General features: G+C 63.4%; 13 protein-coding genes. 4 read left to right on the forward strand and 9 right to left on the reverse strand.

From position 1 onward, the window contains the following. Nucleotides 1-54: 54 nt before the first annotated feature. The 8 genes from M1R55_RS02480 to M1R55_RS02515 form a co-directional block, all read right to left on the reverse strand. Nucleotides 55-2,088: a carboxypeptidase-like regulatory domain-containing protein gene (locus M1R55_RS02480; protein WP_249393176.1), complete on the reverse strand. Its 2,034-nt coding sequence runs from the start codon at nt 2,086-2,088 to the stop codon at nt 55-57. Between the two features lie 561 nt (nt 2,089-2,649). After that, the gene (tsaD, locus tag M1R55_RS02485; RefSeq protein WP_249393177.1) at nt 2,650-3,705 is read right to left on the reverse strand and encodes a tRNA (adenosine(37)-N6)-threonylcarbamoyltransferase complex transferase subunit TsaD; all 1,056 of its coding nucleotides are present in this window, start codon (nt 3,703-3,705) and stop codon (nt 2,650-2,652) included. Nucleotides 3,706-3,761: 56 nt separating this feature from the next. Further along, nucleotides 3,762-4,160 (reverse strand): barstar family protein, encoded by a 399-nt coding sequence (locus M1R55_RS02490; RefSeq protein ID WP_249393178.1) that lies wholly within the window; start codon nt 4,158-4,160, stop codon nt 3,762-3,764. Next, a complete protein-coding gene (locus tag M1R55_RS02495; protein ID WP_249393179.1) occupies nt 4,157-4,597 on the reverse strand; it encodes a ribonuclease in 441 nt (146 codons plus the stop codon). Before M1R55_RS02495 ends, M1R55_RS02490 begins: the two co-directional genes overlap by 4 nt. Nucleotides 4,598-4,607: 10 nt before the next feature. Continuing rightward, nucleotides 4,608-5,630 (reverse strand): heme-dependent oxidative N-demethylase subunit alpha family protein, encoded by a 1,023-nt coding sequence (locus M1R55_RS02500; RefSeq protein WP_249393180.1) that lies wholly within the window; start codon nt 5,628-5,630, stop codon nt 4,608-4,610. Nucleotides 5,631-5,730: 100 nt separating this feature from the next. Next, nucleotides 5,731-6,561, reverse strand: coding sequence for an undecaprenyl-diphosphate phosphatase (locus tag M1R55_RS02505; protein WP_249393181.1), 831 nt, complete (start codon nt 6,559-6,561; stop codon nt 5,731-5,733). Between the two features lie 160 nt (nt 6,562-6,721). Further along, nucleotides 6,722-8,203, reverse strand: a complete 1,482-nt coding sequence (locus M1R55_RS02510; RefSeq protein WP_249393182.1) for a molybdopterin-dependent oxidoreductase — start codon at nt 8,201-8,203, stop codon at nt 6,722-6,724. A gap of 293 nt (nt 8,204-8,496) precedes the next feature. Further along, entirely contained in the window at nt 8,497-9,186 is a 690-nt protein-coding gene (locus tag M1R55_RS02515; RefSeq protein ID WP_249393183.1) for a DUF4397 domain-containing protein, read from the reverse strand. Between the two features lie 146 nt (nt 9,187-9,332). On the opposite strand from M1R55_RS02515, the gene M1R55_RS02520 reads away from it, so the two are divergent. Continuing rightward, complete coding sequence (locus M1R55_RS02520; RefSeq protein WP_249393184.1) at nt 9,333-10,127, forward strand: alpha/beta family hydrolase; 795 nt, start codon at nt 9,333-9,335, stop codon at nt 10,125-10,127. 121 nt (nt 10,128-10,248) lie between these two features. Here the strand turns inward: M1R55_RS02520 and M1R55_RS02525 are convergent, their stop codons facing one another. Further along, the gene (locus M1R55_RS02525) at nt 10,249-11,619 is read right to left on the reverse strand and encodes a hypothetical protein (protein WP_249393185.1); all 1,371 of its coding nucleotides are present in this window, start codon (nt 11,617-11,619) and stop codon (nt 10,249-10,251) included. 138 nt (nt 11,620-11,757) lie between these two features. On the opposite strand from M1R55_RS02525, the gene M1R55_RS02530 reads away from it, so the two are divergent. The 3 genes from M1R55_RS02530 (at nt 11,758) to M1R55_RS02540 (ending at nt 15,764) form a co-directional block, all read left to right on the forward strand. Beyond that, on the forward strand, nt 11,758-12,504 hold the full coding sequence (locus M1R55_RS02530; RefSeq protein ID WP_249393186.1) for an SDR family oxidoreductase: 747 nt from the start codon (nt 11,758-11,760) through the stop codon (nt 12,502-12,504). Nucleotides 12,505-12,632: 128 nt separating this feature from the next. Further along, nucleotides 12,633-14,282, forward strand: coding sequence for a DNA repair protein RecN (gene recN / locus M1R55_RS02535; RefSeq protein WP_249394104.1), 1,650 nt, complete (start codon nt 12,633-12,635; stop codon nt 14,280-14,282). 372 nt (nt 14,283-14,654) lie between these two features. Further along, complete coding sequence (locus M1R55_RS02540) at nt 14,655-15,764, forward strand: protease complex subunit PrcB family protein (protein ID WP_249393187.1); 1,110 nt, start codon at nt 14,655-14,657, stop codon at nt 15,762-15,764. Nucleotides 15,765-15,915: the final 151 nt, after the last annotated feature.

Below are 15,915 nucleotides of genomic sequence, written 5' to 3' on the forward strand. Positions count from 1 at the left end.
GGGCAGGGAGGCCGGAAGCGGCGGCGGATGGGCTGAGCGCCGCCTCCGACCGCCTTACTTCTCGCCCGTAATAAAGTCCCAGTTGAGGTTGACGGGGCGGGTCTGGTTGATCGGAGCCACCGTGCCGTCGGCCCAGGTGTACACCGAGTAGGCCGAGATCCGGTTGCCTTCGGCGGGCGCGTACTTGTAGGCAAAGCCGGAGTACATTTCCCACTTGTAGGGCCGCAGCGTTTGCAGGGGCGCGCCCGTGAGTTCTACCAGCGGAATGCTGACCGTGTGGGCCGCCGTATTCACCGGGAACAGGTTGGGCTTGGTGGCGTCGTAGGTGCCTGAAGTATCGGTCAGCACTGATCCGGCGGCGGGCTTGCCGAGCAGAGAACCACTGCTCAGGAACACCAACGAATCTCCGGCGGGAATGCCGTTCCCGGTGGCGCCCGTGCCTTCCTCTACCCGGATCAGGGCAGACGCAGACGCTCCGGGCAGGTTGTAGCCGCTGAGGGTCATCAGGTCGCGCAGACGCAGGTTGTAACCCGCGCCGTCGGCCCCGATGGCCGTCTGGTTCTGGCCCATCACGAAGGTGGGGGTAATGGACACTCCGGTAGACTCGTCAGCAGGCCCGATAAAGGTCGGCGTGAACTGGGCCAGCGGCGTGGTCTGGGTGGTGTTGCTGGCGACGCTGTTGGCTCCACGCGCCAGCACGCGGTAGGTAAAGGTCTTGCCCACCGTCAGGTCGGCGCTGGTATCGCGGAAGTTGAAGGGCCGGGTCTGCTGGTTGGTGGCCGAGCAAGTGGCGCTGCTGTTGCCGCCCACGGTGCCAATTTTGGTAAAGGTGGTGCCGTCGCTGGAACGCTCGATCTCGAAGGCAAAGGGCTTGGCCGTTGCGGTCACGTTGGTGTAGCACCAGCGCACTTCCACGAACACGCCGGAGCCGCTGGGAGCCGCGTCGGGTGTGGGCGTGCTGAAGGGCGTCGTCCAGGAGCCTTCTTGCTTGAGGGTGTAGGCGGTGGCGGCGGCCCGCGTGGGAGCCTCTACCGTATTGGCCGCCGTAGCCGAGGTATTGATCAGCTTGATCGGCACCACGTAGCGCGAGTAGTTGTAGTTGTAGTCCACCGACATGACCGTGAGGTACACGGTTTCGCCCGCCGCGCTGCCGAAGCCCGCCGTAAAGTTAGGAACGCTGGTGGCGGTGCCCACCGTGACTGGGCCGGAATCCACGACTTTGGGCATGTTCTGCTGAGGATCGAAGGTGTAGGCAGCGGCTGTCGTGGAGGAAGTCACGCCGGGAGTACCGGGAGTGCGTCCAAGCTGCACGAACACGCGGCGCACTGGCCCCACATGGTCGGAATCGGGGGCCGACACGACCTTGAAATCTATGCCCGTACTGGCATCAAACGTAGCTCCGGCCAGCGGTGTGCTGCCGTCGCCGCGGGTCAGGATCAGCGTAGCGGGGTTGGTGGTAGCGCTGGTATCGAAGGCGGGGCGCTGCACGAGCGACACGGAAGTCGCCGCACCATCGCTGACCACGACGCCGTACAGGTCGCTGCCTGCGTGTCCGGCTTTGCGGGCCTTCAGGTCGTAGCTGCCTGCGGGCAACCCGGCCAGCGTAAAGGAGCCGTCTGCACCGCTGGTAAAGGTGCCCAGATTGGTGCTGCCCTGCATGACCGTAATGGTGCTGCCTGCCACGGGCGCGCCGATGTTCTGGTCGACCACTGTGCCCTGCACCAAACCCGTTCCAGCAGCCACATTCACGCTGGTGGTGGCCGCACCTTTATTGCCCGCTGCGTCGTAGGCAACGGCGTTGTAGGTCGTGGTGCCCGCCACAGTCACCACAGCCGTATAGGGCGCGGTGTCATCTTCCGAAATCTTGGTGGTGCCGTTGTAGAACTCCACCTTGGTCACGGCCACGTTGTCGGTGGCGGTGGCGGTCAGGGTGGTACTTGCGCCTTGGGCCACTGCTGCAAGTGCAGCGCTTAGGCTCACGGTGGGCGGTGTGGTATCGCCAGTCGGTACAGGGTCGGTGGGGCTACACCCGATGAGAAGAGTACCGAGCAGGAGTGCTGAGCCAATAGAGATCGGTTTCAGGGCCATGAGGTAAAGTGACTCCTTTATGAGAGCGGCGGGGAACGGTAAGAACGGCCCAAGTTCCGCAGGTGCGGAAAGGGTCAGCGGATGATCTGATGCCGTAGGGGGCCAACAGGGACAACTGCCGAATCTTGAATGACTCGTGAAAGGCATATTAGGCGTACATCTGCCAATGGTCAATGTGCGTGGCCTCTATGTCATGACAACCCTGCCAGCTAAGGTGAGAATTTCTCTCTACTCAAGTGAAGATCATAACTTCACTGGCTCCCGCCAAAGGATGCATCCAGCTAGAAATAGCGGCCTGACCTGAGGAAAGCGAGCGATCAGGAGAACCGCTTTTCAGGCAAACAACCACAGCGATGCAAAGTTCACCGGCTTTATCTCGACTTGAGCCTTTACTCACCAAGGCCACCGCATCGCCTACGGCTCAAGCGTAAAGCTGATAACAAGTCATATTAACTATCGCAAAGTGAATGAGATATAGAGTTAACAAATGAAAATCAAGCTGCGGTGGAGCTGGCGATATGCTAGGTAAATCATCTTGTTAGCGCAAAACACCTAAGGCGTTCATGCTTGTGCAAGCAGCTTTGCCAGCGGTGCGTAGGCTTCTGCTCCAGCATCCAGCGCACTTGGGGGGCGGCCCGCGTGGAGGGCGGCGGCCCCGGCCAGCGCAATCATTGCGCCGTTGTCGGTATTCAGGCCTGCACCAGGGAACACGGCGTGGAGGTCAGTGGCAGCAAATGCGGCGCGTAGGGCACGGTTGGCCGCCACTCCGCCCGATACGACCACTGTGCCACGCCCATGAGCGTTGGCGGCCCGCACGGTGGTTTTTACCAAAAAGCGCACGGCAGCCCGCTCAAAACTGGCGGCCAGATCTTCGGGCTTGGCCCCGGCTTTGTGAGCCAGCAACGCGGCAGTTTTCAGGCCACTGAAGCTGAACTCAAATCCTTTTTGGCCTTGCAACGGTTCCTTAAAGGGCACGGCGTCAGGGTTGCCCCGCGTGGCCGCCTCGCTGATGGCCGGGCCGCCGGGGTAGCCGAGGCCAGCCAGCCGCGCAATCTTGTCGAAGGCCTCGCCTGCCGCGTCGTCACGGGTCGCCCCCACCAGAACGTACTTTCCCTCTTCGGGCACATCGAACAGATGGGTGTGGCCCCCACTGACCACCAACGCCAGGTACGGAGCCTGCAACGCTTCTTCTGAGGCCGCCGCGAAAATATGGCCCTCCAGATGGTGGGCGGCAAAAAACGGCACGCCAAGTGCCTGCGCCACGCCTTTGCCGTACATCAGACCGACCAGTAACGCGCCCACCAAGCCCGGCCCGGACGTGGCTGCCACCGCGCCGATGTCACCCACGCTCAGACCCGCTTCTGCTAACGCCGCGCCCATGATTTCGTCTATGCGCTCCACGTGTTCGCGGCTGGCGAGTTCGGGCATCACGCCGCCGTACTGGGCATGAACTTGCTGCGACCAAATCCGGTTGGCCCGCACCCGCACGCCGCCCCCGTTCAGCAATTCCACCACACCCACGCCCGTATCGTCGCAGGAGGTGTCTATACCCAAAATGTAGCGGGGAGCGGCGGCAAGATTGGTGGCAGGGTTGGCGGAGGGCGGCACGGCGTTCATCGGGGCCAAGTGTAGTGGACGAGGGGCCGGAGAACTGGCCTGCCCTCACCAAACAGCTACCAGCGGCGCAACTGGTGTTCGGGTTCTTCGGCCAGCACCCAGAACTGGCGGCCCACCTCGGCGGCGCTGCGTTGAGCGTCCAGCAGCACGGCTTCCAACTCGGCATTCAGCTTGGCGTGCCGCTTGCGAAAATGGTCGTAGTCACACAGCACCAGCGCAAAGCGGGCGGGGCGGGCTTCGGGGTCGGTCAGCACATCAAACAGGGCGTCCCAGTTGTGCCCAAACGTCTGGGTCAGCCCCAGCCCGCGCAAAAAGGCCAACATCAGGCTGTCTTTGTCGCGCACACGGGTCAGGTCGACCTCGCGCACCGACACCTGATACCCGGCGGCGATAATTCGCATGTCGTGTGGAGCGGTTTGGATGCCTTCAGGTGGGGCATTGAACACATTGATCATGGCCGAATCCTCTGAAAAAAAGCGTAGTGGTCGGCGGTGTAGTAGCACTCGGTCAAGGTCCGGACGCCCCCACACACGATTCGCCGCGCCCCCCGGTCACTTTCTCCCGGCGTTTTGACGGTGTATTCCCGGTAATAATTGCGCGTTTGCCGGGGCAAAATTCCCTCGCGGTTGCCAAAGCTCGCGCCGTCCTTGGAGTACGGAAAAGGGCCGTTTTGGTCAATCAGGCGCAGGGTTTGCTGGCCCTCGCGGGGCAAGGCAGCCACCGCGATGAAGGGCAGGCCACTCTCTGGGTCGGTGCGTGGCTGCGTTGATCTGGATGGTGTTGATTGGCTCTGCGTTTGTTGAGTCTGCGCTGCGCCGTCCTGCGGCGAACAGGCCGACAAACCCGCTGTGAGCGACAACCCCAAACCAATCCACCACCGGCGAACATTCACGCCCGGCAGTCTAGCTCCCATTGACCTGAGCCTGCTCATCCAACCAACCGAGCAATTCTGGCAGGAGCGCCGTCAAGCCCTTGTACTCCACCTGTTCCGGCGTCATGGAGCGGTGCGCGGCAGCCAGCGCACGGGCATGGGCGGGGTCGGCCACTGCCTGCCGCAGCGGGTAGATGAGGGGCCGAATGGTAAACAGCGCTCCATGTGCGGTAGGAAATCCGGTCAGCGTTTGCCGTTCTACACGCAAGAACGCCCGGCCTGGGTCGAAGGCGGTGGCGTGGGCGCGGTCTGCGTCGGGCGGGGCGGCGGGATGATGATCAAGGCGGTCACTCATCGCCACGCCCCACGCAAAGCGCACGAACGGCCCCCGCGAAATCACGGCGTCCACGAGGCGCAGCGCGGTGGCGTTCAGGGGGTCGCTGCCCGCCACCGGGGCGTGTACGAAGGTGAAATCTCGCCCCAGCTTGTCCAGCGGATGCCAGTGTTGCGGCGACATCACATGCACGGCAGCCAGGAAATCCGCCCCTGTGGCCGGCTGCCGCGCCAGGAGGGCGAGGTCTTCGGGGGCATTGAGGGCCAAGAAATCTAGGGCTGAAATGGGCTGAATATGGGCGACGAGATGCGAGAGCGGGCCGGAAGCTTTGGTCAGACTCTCCACCGTTCCGCGTTCCAGATCCAGCGCCGCCCTCCAGCCCAACGCGCCATTGCTGAAGTGCCGTCCATCCCAAATCATGCAGCCCTTACTCTCGGCAGCCAGTGTACGGGCCACAAATGCCAACGCCGCCCCCCGCAGCGCAGGCGTCAGGCCCGCTTCTCCCGCGTACTCGTGCAAGGCCCGCGCATGGGCCGCCGTCTTGCTCGCCACGAACGCCGGGTAGGTGTCGTCCAGCGCAAAGGTATGGGCCTCCACAACCTCTGCCGCGTCCAGACCCACAAACGGCACAGGCTGCACGCCAAGGCGGTACAGGCCCGCCGACACAGTGTATTTACCGCTGAGGAAAGGGCGGTAGAGGGTGGGTGAACGGGAGGTCACGGGGGCAGTTTAGGGCAAAGGCACCCCCCTATCGCTCCGCCCTGCCTCCTTATATGAGGGGAGGAAAGTGCAGGCTCTAGGGGGAATTGTTGATGACTGCTTATGCCAGCGAACCGTTGCTCATGACCTTAGTAGCGATCAGAATCAGGATGATGATGCCCACGATGACGCGGTAGACGGCGAAGCCCTTGAAGTTGTTGGTGGACACGAATTTGAGCAGCCAGCCGATGGCGAGGTAGGCCACGCCGAAGCTGGTCGCTGCGCCGATCACCACGTTCAGCAGGCCAATTTCGCCCAGAATCAATTCGCGTTCCTGAATGAAATTGAGCAGGGCCGCGCCGCCCAGCGTGGGCACACCCAGATAAAAGCTGAATTTGGTGGCGGTCTGGCGGTCTAGGCCCAGCACCATACCGCCCAGAATAGAACTGGCACTGCGCGAAAATCCGGGCCACAGCAGCGCGAGGCATTGCAGCGCCCCGATCATGAACGCCTTGCCCACACCGATATTTTTGATGTCGTGAACAGCGGGCTGTACCTTGCGGCTTTCTATGAGCCACATGATGACGCCGCCCACGATTAATGCCCATGCCACCACGCTGGGGCGGAACAGGTTGGCCTTGATGAAGTCTCCGAAGGCGAGGCCCAGCACGACGGCGGGAATACAGGCTACCAGCACACCCAGCCACAGCCTTTGCGTGGGCTGATCGCGCCCAATATCGCGCCCCTGCTGCACGAAATCGCGCCAATAGTAGGCCACCACCGCCAAAATCGCGCCGCCCTGAATGACCACCTCGAAGGCGGCCTTGACCTCTTCTGTCCACGGCACGCCCATCAGATTTCCGGCCAAAATCAGGTGGCCGGTGGAACTGATGGGAAGGAATTCGGTGATGCCTTCGACGATGCCGTAAATGAGTGCGTAGAACCAATCCATATCCGGGTGAGCCTAACACCTGGCGGGAAAGAGAGACTCATTCCAAAGGATGGGGGGAAAGCAATCGCTCCGCTCACTTACCCCCTCCCCAACCCTCTGCTTCGCAGCTCTGCGAGTCCCCCCTCAAGGGTGAGGGGGCTAACAGCCCAAGACTATGCCCTCAGCCAGCATTCACGATAAAGCGGTGATACCCCGTCGCCCCTTCCGGCAGAGCGTCGCGTTCGGCGGTTTTTTGTACGACAGAGCCGCTGTAAGCGCGGGCCATCAGCATGGCGGCTCCGGCAATAGGCGTCCAGTCGTAGGCCCACAACGTCCATACCGACGTGTTGCGCGGCGGCGTCAGTTTGGCCTGTCCCCACGTTTGGCCGCCGTCGGTGCTGACCTCGACGCGGGTAATGGGTTTGCTGCCAAAAAACGCCATGCCGCGCACCGTGATGGGTTGGCCCGCCTTGACTTGCGGGTTGATTTCTTCGGGAAAATCGATGCGGCTTTGCAGTTCCAGGCGGGCGGTACGGCTCCAGTCTCGCTGCACCCAGTAACCGGGTTTATCGGTGGCACTCAGGGTGATTTTGGTCAGCCAGCGCGGTTGCTTCATGCCGTAGCGGTCAGGAATCAGCACGCGTAGGGGAAAGCCGTGTTTGGGGGTGAGGGCCGCACCGTTGAGGCGGGTCACCAGCAGCACTTCGGGGTCGAGCGCGTCGCCCAGCGGCAGGCTTTCGGTGTAGCCGTCTTCTGCTTCCCACAGCACATGACGGGCCCCTTTGCCTATGCCTACCTCGCGCAGCAGGTCACTGAGGCGGAAGCCTTCCCAGATGCCGTTGGAAATGAGGGGGCCGCCCACCGGATTGCTGATACAGGCCAGCGTGCGCTCACTGGTCACGGCGGGAAAACGGCCAAGGTCTTCCAGCGTCAGGGTTTTGGGCGTGCCGACCAGTCCATCCACCGTCAAGCGCCACTTTTCGGCCTTGATGCGCGGATCGAGGGCTTCCAGATTCTTGCTCACGTAATACCAGTTGGAGACGGGCGTTACGCCAGCGGGCAGACTGCCCGGCATGACCGGAGTCGCCGCAGCCGAGGCCGACGCGCCCCCGCCACTCATGGAGATCAGGCGGCCTGCTCCGGCAGCCAGAACCGCCGCGCCTGTGCCCGCTAGGGCCAGCGTCACTGTGCGGCGCGTGGCATCGGCTTGGTTCAGACGCAGGTTGGGCAAATAGGGGGGCGGCACCAGATCAGCGGTTGTAGGCGGCACACTCGCGGGGGCGGCGCGGAGAGAAAGCAGTTTTTCAAGTGCCCACAACAGCAGCCCGAACACGGCTCCGTTGCCCAGCGCCACTTCTAGCGGAGTGAAGGCCAGGAGTGCCAACGCCACAACTGCGCCCGCTTGCCAGGGCCGCAGCAACCCGCCCAGCAACGTCAGGCCGCCCAGCCAGCCCACCAGCACGCCCGCGAAGGCGACGCTTTTGCCTGTGCTGCCCAAACCGAAAATCTGGTGCAAGAACTGAAATACTGCCGGAACGCCCAACGCCTGCGTGATCCGGCCAAACAGGGCCACCACCGGATTGACCCAGCCCAGCACTTCTAATCCGATAAAGCCCAGCACGCTCAGCAGGGCAACGGCGATGAACGCCCGCAGATATTTCATGGTAATTCCTCCTTGTAAAGCGTTTGGCCTTGAGCTATGGGCCTAGAACTCTGAGCCCTGAAACAAATTGCTCCGAATGCGTTGGCGTTCATGGCTCAGAGCGCAGAGCCAAAAAAGCGGGCTGGGCGGCCAATTTCTGCGCCCCCCAGCCCGCTTCGTCTTCCTGTAGGACTGTCGTCCGATTCCTGATCAGGCGGAAGAACGCCGCCTACTCATCCATCTCCCGACAGTCCTACTCTTTCCTACTCGCTCTGCTCGGATTTCAGGAACGACGCCTGAAATCAGAATCAGACTTACTTTTCGTTCATGCTCCCCATGACCAGTTTGTCTTCGGCCACGACGACGTCAAAGGTCTTGCCGCCCAGTGTGCCCACCGCAAACAGGCTGTAGCTCTTGCCGCCCGCCACGCTGATGCCGCTGATGTTCTTGACGACAGGTGCCATCTTGCCGAAGGGTACGACGTTCAGATTGACGCCCATCGGGTTCACGAGCAGGCTGGCCTTGTTGCCGTAGCTCAGGCCCATAGGCAGCAGCTTGGCGTTGCTCATGTCTACGGCCAAAGCCTGCACGCGGGGGCCGTCGGGCGAGAGGTGGTAGACGTTGACGGCGGCCTTGGCCTTGTTCATGTTCATGCTGGTGGCCGTGAAGATCTTGGGCTTAACGTTCTTCAGGTAGCCGACAGCGGCGACGGTGTAGTACGTTCCGGCAGTCAGGTTCACGTCGGCCTCGAAGACCACGGTATCCATCATTCCGGCGGCGGTGACCATAACTTTGTGTGCGCCAGCAGGCACTTCACCGAAGCTGGTGACGGCCTTGAAGGGCGCGTTGGCAACGGTGCGAACGCCGTCCACGTACACATCGACATTGGGGGCGTCGCTGACGGCGTGAACGACACGCACGTAGGCCTGACCCATCTGGGCGCTAGCGGCGGAGGCGAGAGAAAGGGCGGCGAGGGCGGTCAGTCCAATTTTGAAGTTCGTCATGGTGGTTCTCCTTGTGGGCTATGGGGCGCGGCCTCTTGTTCTGAACAGCTATATGCACGGCAGAGCTGTTTGGATCAGGCGCGAGGGGAAGATGAAGGTGGGGTAAATGGCAGCAGGAATTCTGGCAACGCGCTTAGGCTGGGGCCATGACCCGTCTCCGCTCTCAGCGTCCCCAACTTTCGCCGCGTGCGCGGGTGTGGCTCGCTCTTTTCTTGGCCGGATTTTTGGGCTATTTGCTGGCTGTCGGCATTGGGGTGGTAAATCGCCCGCCGTTGGTGATAGGCCAGGACGCCGCCGTACAGGGCGCACAGGCCCGCGCCACATTGCAAAGCAGCCCCAGCACGTTTATAGATATTCAGCCGGTGAACGGGCAATACGACACGCTGCTCGTGTTCTATTCCGGCGGATTGGTACGCCCGCAAGCCTACGAATGGTTGGGCACAGCGTTGGCGGGGCAGGGCGTGCGAACCGTGATTCCCGCCTTCCCGCTCGATTTGGCCGTGACTGGAATCGGCCGCGCCGCCACTCTGATCAAACAGTTCGGCGCAGGCAAGCGCGTGATTCTGGCGGGGCATTCGCTGGGCGGCGCGATGGCGGCCCAATATGCCCGTGACCACCGGGCGCAACTGGCGGGGCTGATCCTGATGGGCGCGTATCCGGCGGGAAATGTGAGCCTGCGCGACTTGGCTGGAACACCCTTGCCCGTGCTGTCCCTGCTGGCCGAGCATGACGAGGTGGCCGCTGAAGCCGATGTTCGGGACGGCCTGAAGCGCCTACCAACCTCTGCCCGCCTGACCGTGATTGAGGGGGCCAATCACGCCTTTTTCGGACGCTACGGCCCCCAAAAGGGCGACGGCCTTCCCACCGTGACCCGCGCTGAGGCTGAAGCGCAGATTGTGGCGGAGATTCAGGGATTCTTGGACGGATTGCCGGGGCAGTAGGCGGTGGTCGGACAGGCCTTACCTCCTCTACAAAACTTAAATAAAAGGGGAAAGGCACGCACGCGGCGGCCTCTCCCCTACTTTTTTATGACTCAGAGCTTGCGCCCAAAGCCCATGCCCTTTAGTTGGTCTTGCTGGCGTCCGTGCCGCTGGGCTTAGTGGTATTGCTTGCGTTGCCTGCGGCGGGAGAATCGGGGGCAATGGCTCCGCCCCAGGTGGCTCCGGTGGTGGCCGCCTGCGTATTGGGGGCGGCTCCGGCTGCTGGCGCGACATTGGCAGCAACTGTGGTCGGTGCAGGCGCAGTGGCGGCGGGCGGCGTGGCGGGCTTGGGTTCTTCTTCCATGCGCTCCAGCCACATCGTGCCGATCAGGTTGCGGGCGCTGCGGCCTGCATTCTTGAGGCTCTGGGCTGCGCCGGGATTGATGGACTCCACAGCGTTCAGGATGCCCTGACGCGCCACCGGAATCCGGGCCAGCACGATTGCGCCAGTCGCCAACAACACGAGGCCGATGACGCCGCTGCTACTGCTGCGCTCGGTTTCTGTCTCTGCTTTAGCTTTGGCTGCCTTCATTTTCACCATTTTCACAGCTACTTCCTTCTTCATCTTGCCCTCGATCTGACGGCCACCACGCGCCGCCTGTTTGGTCTTCTTGTGCAGTTCCTTCTCAAACTGGGCCAACTCGCGCTCGGCCTGCTTGTGTAGGGGCGCAACCCGCTTGGCGACGGCTTTTTCCAGCTTGGCAGGCTTCCACTCGCTGCGGGCGGCACGCAGTTCTTTCTCGGCGTCTTTGCGGGCGCGGGCCAAGGCTTTTTCGGCGGCGTGACGGCGGCCTTCTACGGTGTCTTGCGCGTCGCCCAGCAGACCATAAACGCGGTGGCTCACATCGGCAATCAGGGCGCTGCCCACAGTTTTGCCTGTGGCCTGGGCGGCAGTCAACGCTTTGGACGCGGCTTCGCGGCGGTCAGCAGTTGCCTCCAACACTTCACCCGAAAGCGTGGTCAGGCGCTTGCCTGCTTCCTCACGGGCCACCTGTGCAGCCTCGCCTGCATCGTGGCGCAACTGTACAGCTTTGGCGGCGGCTCCGGCAGCCAACACGCCCGCCGCCTCCTGTGCGCTGCCCAGCAGGGCCTGAGCGCGGGGCGGTACTTCTTCGCGCAGGGCTTCCAGGGTATGGGTGGCAGTGTTCATGGCGGTGTGTACGGCAGATTGCGCCGCAACTTGGGCCACGTGCCCCGCGTGCCCAGCCTGTACCGCCGCGCCAGCGAGTGCGGGTTTGATGGTGCCGTCCAACGTACCCTGCGCCGTGCCCAGCGCGTCACGGGTACCCAGAACCAACTTGCGGCGAAGGTCGGGGTTCAGGCTCAGGGCCGCGAGGCCGCCCAGCAGCAGCAGGCTGCGCTTACTCACGCCGCCGTTCATGTCGTTGTTCATGGTTCTCCTTATCACGCCTGCTCCGCCAAAGTCGTAATGCAGAGCAAACAATGCGGTCATTCTGGCCTGATTCCCTCTGTTCAGGATGGGGGGAATGTAACGCAAGGTTCATGTTCGGCAGGATGGGGTTGGAAAAGCTGGGGCAGACTGGATGCAGAGGCAGTGCCCAAACGGGAGCCATTCGCCTAGATTGGCCTCATGAATCCAGTCCTGCTGATTACCGGGGGAAGTCGGGGCATCGGCGCGGCAACGGCGCTGCTGGCTGCCCAAAGGGGCCACGCGGTGGCCGTGAACTACAGGCAAGACGCCGCCGCTGCCCAACAAACCGTGTTGGCCGTAGAAAGGAGTGGGGGCCAAGCCGTAGCGATTCAGGCCGATGTGAGTAGCGAAAGCGATGTGGAACGGATGTTCCGGGAAGTGGCGCAGCAGTTGGGCCCGCTGACCGCCTTGGTGAACAACGCGGGCATTCTGGAGCAGCAGACCCGCGTGGAACATCTGGACGCCGCCCGCCTGAGACGTATTTTTGAAACCAACGTGATCGGCAGTTTCCTGTGCGCCCGCGAAGCCGTGCGCTGCATGTCCACACGGCGCGGCGGGCAGGGGGGAGCCATTGTGAATGTGTCGTCGCGGGCGGCGGTACTGGGTTCGGCGGGCGAATACGTGGACTACGCGGCGTCCAAAGGGGCCATAGACACCCTGACCGTTGGGCTGGCGCACGAGGTCGCGGGCGAGGGCATCCGCGTGAACGGCGTGCGCCCTGGCCTGATCACCACCGAAATGCACGCCAGCGGAGGCGAGGCGGGTCGTGTGGCGCGGCTGTCTGCGGGCGTGCCGCTGGGCAGGGGCGGGGAACCGGAGGAAGTGGCGCGGGCCATTCTCTGGCTGCTGTCAGATGAAGCGTCGTATACCACCGGGGCCATCCTGGACGTGTCGGGCGGGCGCTGAGGACTGAGCTTCCTTGACCTGTGCCCTGGCCCAACCTCAAACGCAGCCCCGCTCTCCATGCCCCCACCCGCGAAAGCTCTAAACTCCGGGGCGTGACCCGCAAGGCCCGCACCCCCCACCCCCCCGCCGTGTCCCAAACAGCGCCCCAGCCCAGTTCTTCTCTGGGCAGCTCCCCTTCAACTGGCAGGCTGGCGCGGCTGGAAGTGCGGAATCTGGCGACTATTCCGGCCCTGACGCTGGAACTTCGCGGCGGATTCTCGGCGTTTACGGGCGAAACGGGCGCGGGCAAAAGCATCATCGTGGACGCGCTGGGGCTGCTGCTGGGAGCGCGGGCCAACACCGATCTGATTCGCACCGGAGAAGACGCGCTGCTGGTCACGGGCTTCTGGGAAGGGGCGTCGGATGAATTCAGCGCCAGCCGCCGCGTGACCACACAGGGACGCGGCACGGCGCGGTTGGACGGTGAGGTGGTCAGCGTGCGCGAATTGCAGGAATGGGCGACTACCCACCTCACAATTCACTGGCAGCACAGCGCGGTCAGTCTGCTCACCCCTGCCAACCAGCGCGACCTGCTAGACCGGCAGGTGGCGGCGGAATCGGGCGCGTACCGGGCGGCTTACCGGGCGTGGCAGGAAGCGGCGGCGCGGCTGGAGGCCCTGCGAACCGGAGAGCGTGAGCGGGCGCGGCAACTGGACTTGCTGACCTTTCAGGCCCGCGAGATTGCCGAAATAGCTCCTCAACCCGGCGAGGAAGAGCCGCTGAGTACCGACCTGACCCGGCTGGCAAACCTGGACACCATCGCGCAGGGGGCGGCGGGGGCGCTGGAACTGCTGTCGGATGGAGAAATCAGCGTGACCGGGCTGATGGCCGAAGCCGTGCGGGCGCTGAATGCCGGAGCCAAATACGATGAAACCAGTGCCGGGTTGCAGCGTGACCTGCGTGAAGCCTTGGACGCGGTGCAGGCCATCGTGGGCGAGCTGCGCGGCACCGCCGAAGACAGCGCCCCCGACCCCGAGGAACTGGCCCGCGTAGAGGCGAGGCTGTCGGCACTAGGCAAACTGCGGGCCAAATACGGGCCGACGCTGGAAGACGTGCTGGCGTTTCAGGAATCGGTGAATGCAGAACTGGCCGCGCTGGAACGCGACGAACACGACGCCGGAACGCTGGAAGCCGATGTGAACGCCCTGAAAACCGCAGCTTTGGCTGCAGGCAAGGCGCTGGACGCCGCCCGCACCCGCACCGCTGGCCCCTTATCGGCCTCGCTGCTGGCGGTTATTCGGGAACTGGGAATGCCGCACGCCCGCCTCGAATTCCGGCTGTCGCCGCTGCCTACGCCCGCGCTGAGCGGCATCAGCGACGTGCTGCTGTACTTCACGGCCAACCCCGGCGAAGACCTCGCGCCCCTGGCCGATGTCGCGTCGGGCGGCGAGTTGTCGCGGGTGATGCTGGCGATCAGTACGGTCTTGGGAGCCGATACACCCACCGTGATTTTTGACGAGGTAGACGCTGGCATCGGCGGTTCGGCGGCGTTGGCAGTGGCGGCGCAACTGTCGGGGCTGGCCGCCTCGCGGCAGGTGTTGGTGGTCACTCACCTCGCGCAGATTGCCGCCCGCGCCGATCAGCATTACAAGGTGGAAAAACATGTGGAGGGAGGCCGGACGGTGAGCCGGGTGCGCCTGCTGAACCCCCAGGAACGGCTGGAAGAAATTGCCCGCATGATGAGCGGCAACACGTCGGACGCGGCGCTGACGCATGCGCGGGAGTTGCTGAGCCGCTGAGGGAGCAGGGAGCTGAGTTTGACTGGGGCGGGGTCTAAGGATCTAGGGTCTGAGGGTCTAAGGGCAGGTCAAGGGCAATCGCTGACGCTCATTCACCCCCTCTGCTGCGGAGCTGTGCAAGCCAAGGGTGAGGGAGCGAAAGGCCCAAGCTTCCTGCTCTTGGTTTTAGACCTCGCCCCCTGTGGGACGTGCAGAGCTGCGGAGCAGAGGGGAGTGAGCAAAGCGATTGCCCTTCTTTAGACCCTTAGATCAAGCCCCAGCAAACTCAGCCCCCAATGCAGCCCCCAACCACACCGCCCCCGCCCGCCCTGCGTGTGCATTTGCTCAAGGCCAGTTCAGTCGGTCATCAGACAGCCCGCCTAAGCTGCCCACATGAAGTCTTCTAAATTCGTTCTGGGTAGTCTGTTAGCGCTCAGTGCAGGTCTACTCGCGGGGTGCAGCATGACGGGTGCAGGCAATGTGCGGGTTCACGAGGCCACGCTGTACGGCGGCACACAGGAGCGCATCGTGTGGGTGTACGGCACGCTGGGCAGCAGCACCCAGAGCAATCTAAAACTGGGCGGCACGGCGGTGACGTTGCAGCCCCAGGTCGGTCAAGACCCTCTGGCATTGGCCGGAACCCTGAGTGTGAACGGCAAGGCCACCTACCGCCTGCCCAGCACGTCCGGCTCCGTAAAACTGAACGTGACCCGCGACACGGCAGGCCTGTACAGTGTGCGGCCCGAAGGCGGCGCGGCCCTGAGTGCCGTCTACTTTACCGATGGCACGCGCTGGCAAAAGCTGAGCACCACCAACGGCGTCGCCACCGGAGTCAGCGTGAACGGGCTGGCGGGTGCGGGCGTACTGACCAATGAAGAAGGCGCGGCGCTGGGGCAGGCGCTACTGGGGCAGGGGCCACTGGCCGTTGCTGTTCTGAATGAACAGAGCGTGCCCGACGCTGCCCTGACCGTCGAACCCGCCCCCCAAGAAAACCTGAGAACCGCGCTGTATGTGCTGCCGGGCGTGCGAACAGTCAGCAGCCTCGCCGCAGGAACGACGGGAACGGTCACCACCACACCGGGAAGTGGGTCGGGCACCTCTGCCGGGCGCGTCGGCTTCGTGGAAGTTGCCAGCGGCACCAACGCCAGCATCACTACCGGAGCCGTACGGATTGCTACCTCCCAAACTGCCCTCGGCACCATCTATGCCACCGCCTATGGTCGCCAGACCGGGATTCCCGCTGCGCCGCGCCTCAATGCAGGCGAGACTGCTGTGGGCATTTTTCTCGGCCAGCGCAACACAGGCGGGTACAGCGTGCGCGTGACCAATGCCAGCGCCCAGAACGGCGTGCTGACCCTGACGGTGGCGGTCAATGCCCCCGGCGCAGGCTCGATTACCACGCAGGCCATCACCAGCCCGTGGACGTTGGTGCGCCTCAGCGGAAGCTACAGCCAGGTGCGCGTGCTGGACACCAACGGTACACCGCTACAACTGGGCCAGTAATTTTTAGCAGATAGAAACCCAGGACGGTGAAGGGCCATTCACGCGAAAGCTGGGTGGCCCTTTCTCTATTCAAGCCGAAGCTCCAGCCCTCGTTTGCAGCGTTATGCATCATGCATTTGCGTACACATCAAAGTTGTTGTCCCTGCTGCGG

The sequence above is a fragment of the Deinococcus sp. QL22 genome (assembly GCF_023370075.1).
Classification (GTDB): Bacteria; Deinococcota; Deinococci; order Deinococcales; family Deinococcaceae; genus Deinococcus.

Coding starts and splice junctions, on each gene's coding strand:
- M1R55_RS02480 (WP_249393176.1), bottom strand. CDS start 2,088: ATGGCCCTGAAACCGATCTCTATTGGCTCAGCACTCCTGCTCGGTACT.
- tsaD (WP_249393177.1), bottom strand. CDS start 3,705: ATGAACGCCGTGCCGCCCTCCGCCAACCCTGCCACCAATCTTGCCGCC.
- M1R55_RS02490 (WP_249393178.1), bottom strand. CDS start 4,160: ATGATCAATGTGTTCAATGCCCCACCTGAAGGCATCCAAACCGCTCCA.
- M1R55_RS02505 (WP_249393181.1), bottom strand. CDS start 6,561: ATGGATTGGTTCTACGCACTCATTTACGGCATCGTCGAAGGCATCACC.
- M1R55_RS02510 (WP_249393182.1), bottom strand. CDS start 8,203: ATGAAATATCTGCGGGCGTTCATCGCCGTTGCCCTGCTGAGCGTGCTG.
- M1R55_RS02515 (WP_249393183.1), bottom strand. CDS start 9,186: ATGACGAACTTCAAAATTGGACTGACCGCCCTCGCCGCCCTTTCTCTC.
- M1R55_RS02520 (WP_249393184.1), top strand. CDS start 9,333: ATGACCCGTCTCCGCTCTCAGCGTCCCCAACTTTCGCCGCGTGCGCGG.
- M1R55_RS02525 (WP_249393185.1), bottom strand. CDS start 11,619: ATGACCGCATTGTTTGCTCTGCATTACGACTTTGGCGGAGCAGGCGTG.
- M1R55_RS02530 (WP_249393186.1), top strand. CDS start 11,758: ATGAATCCAGTCCTGCTGATTACCGGGGGAAGTCGGGGCATCGGCGCG.
- M1R55_RS02540 (WP_249393187.1), top strand. CDS start 14,655: ATGAAGTCTTCTAAATTCGTTCTGGGTAGTCTGTTAGCGCTCAGTGCA.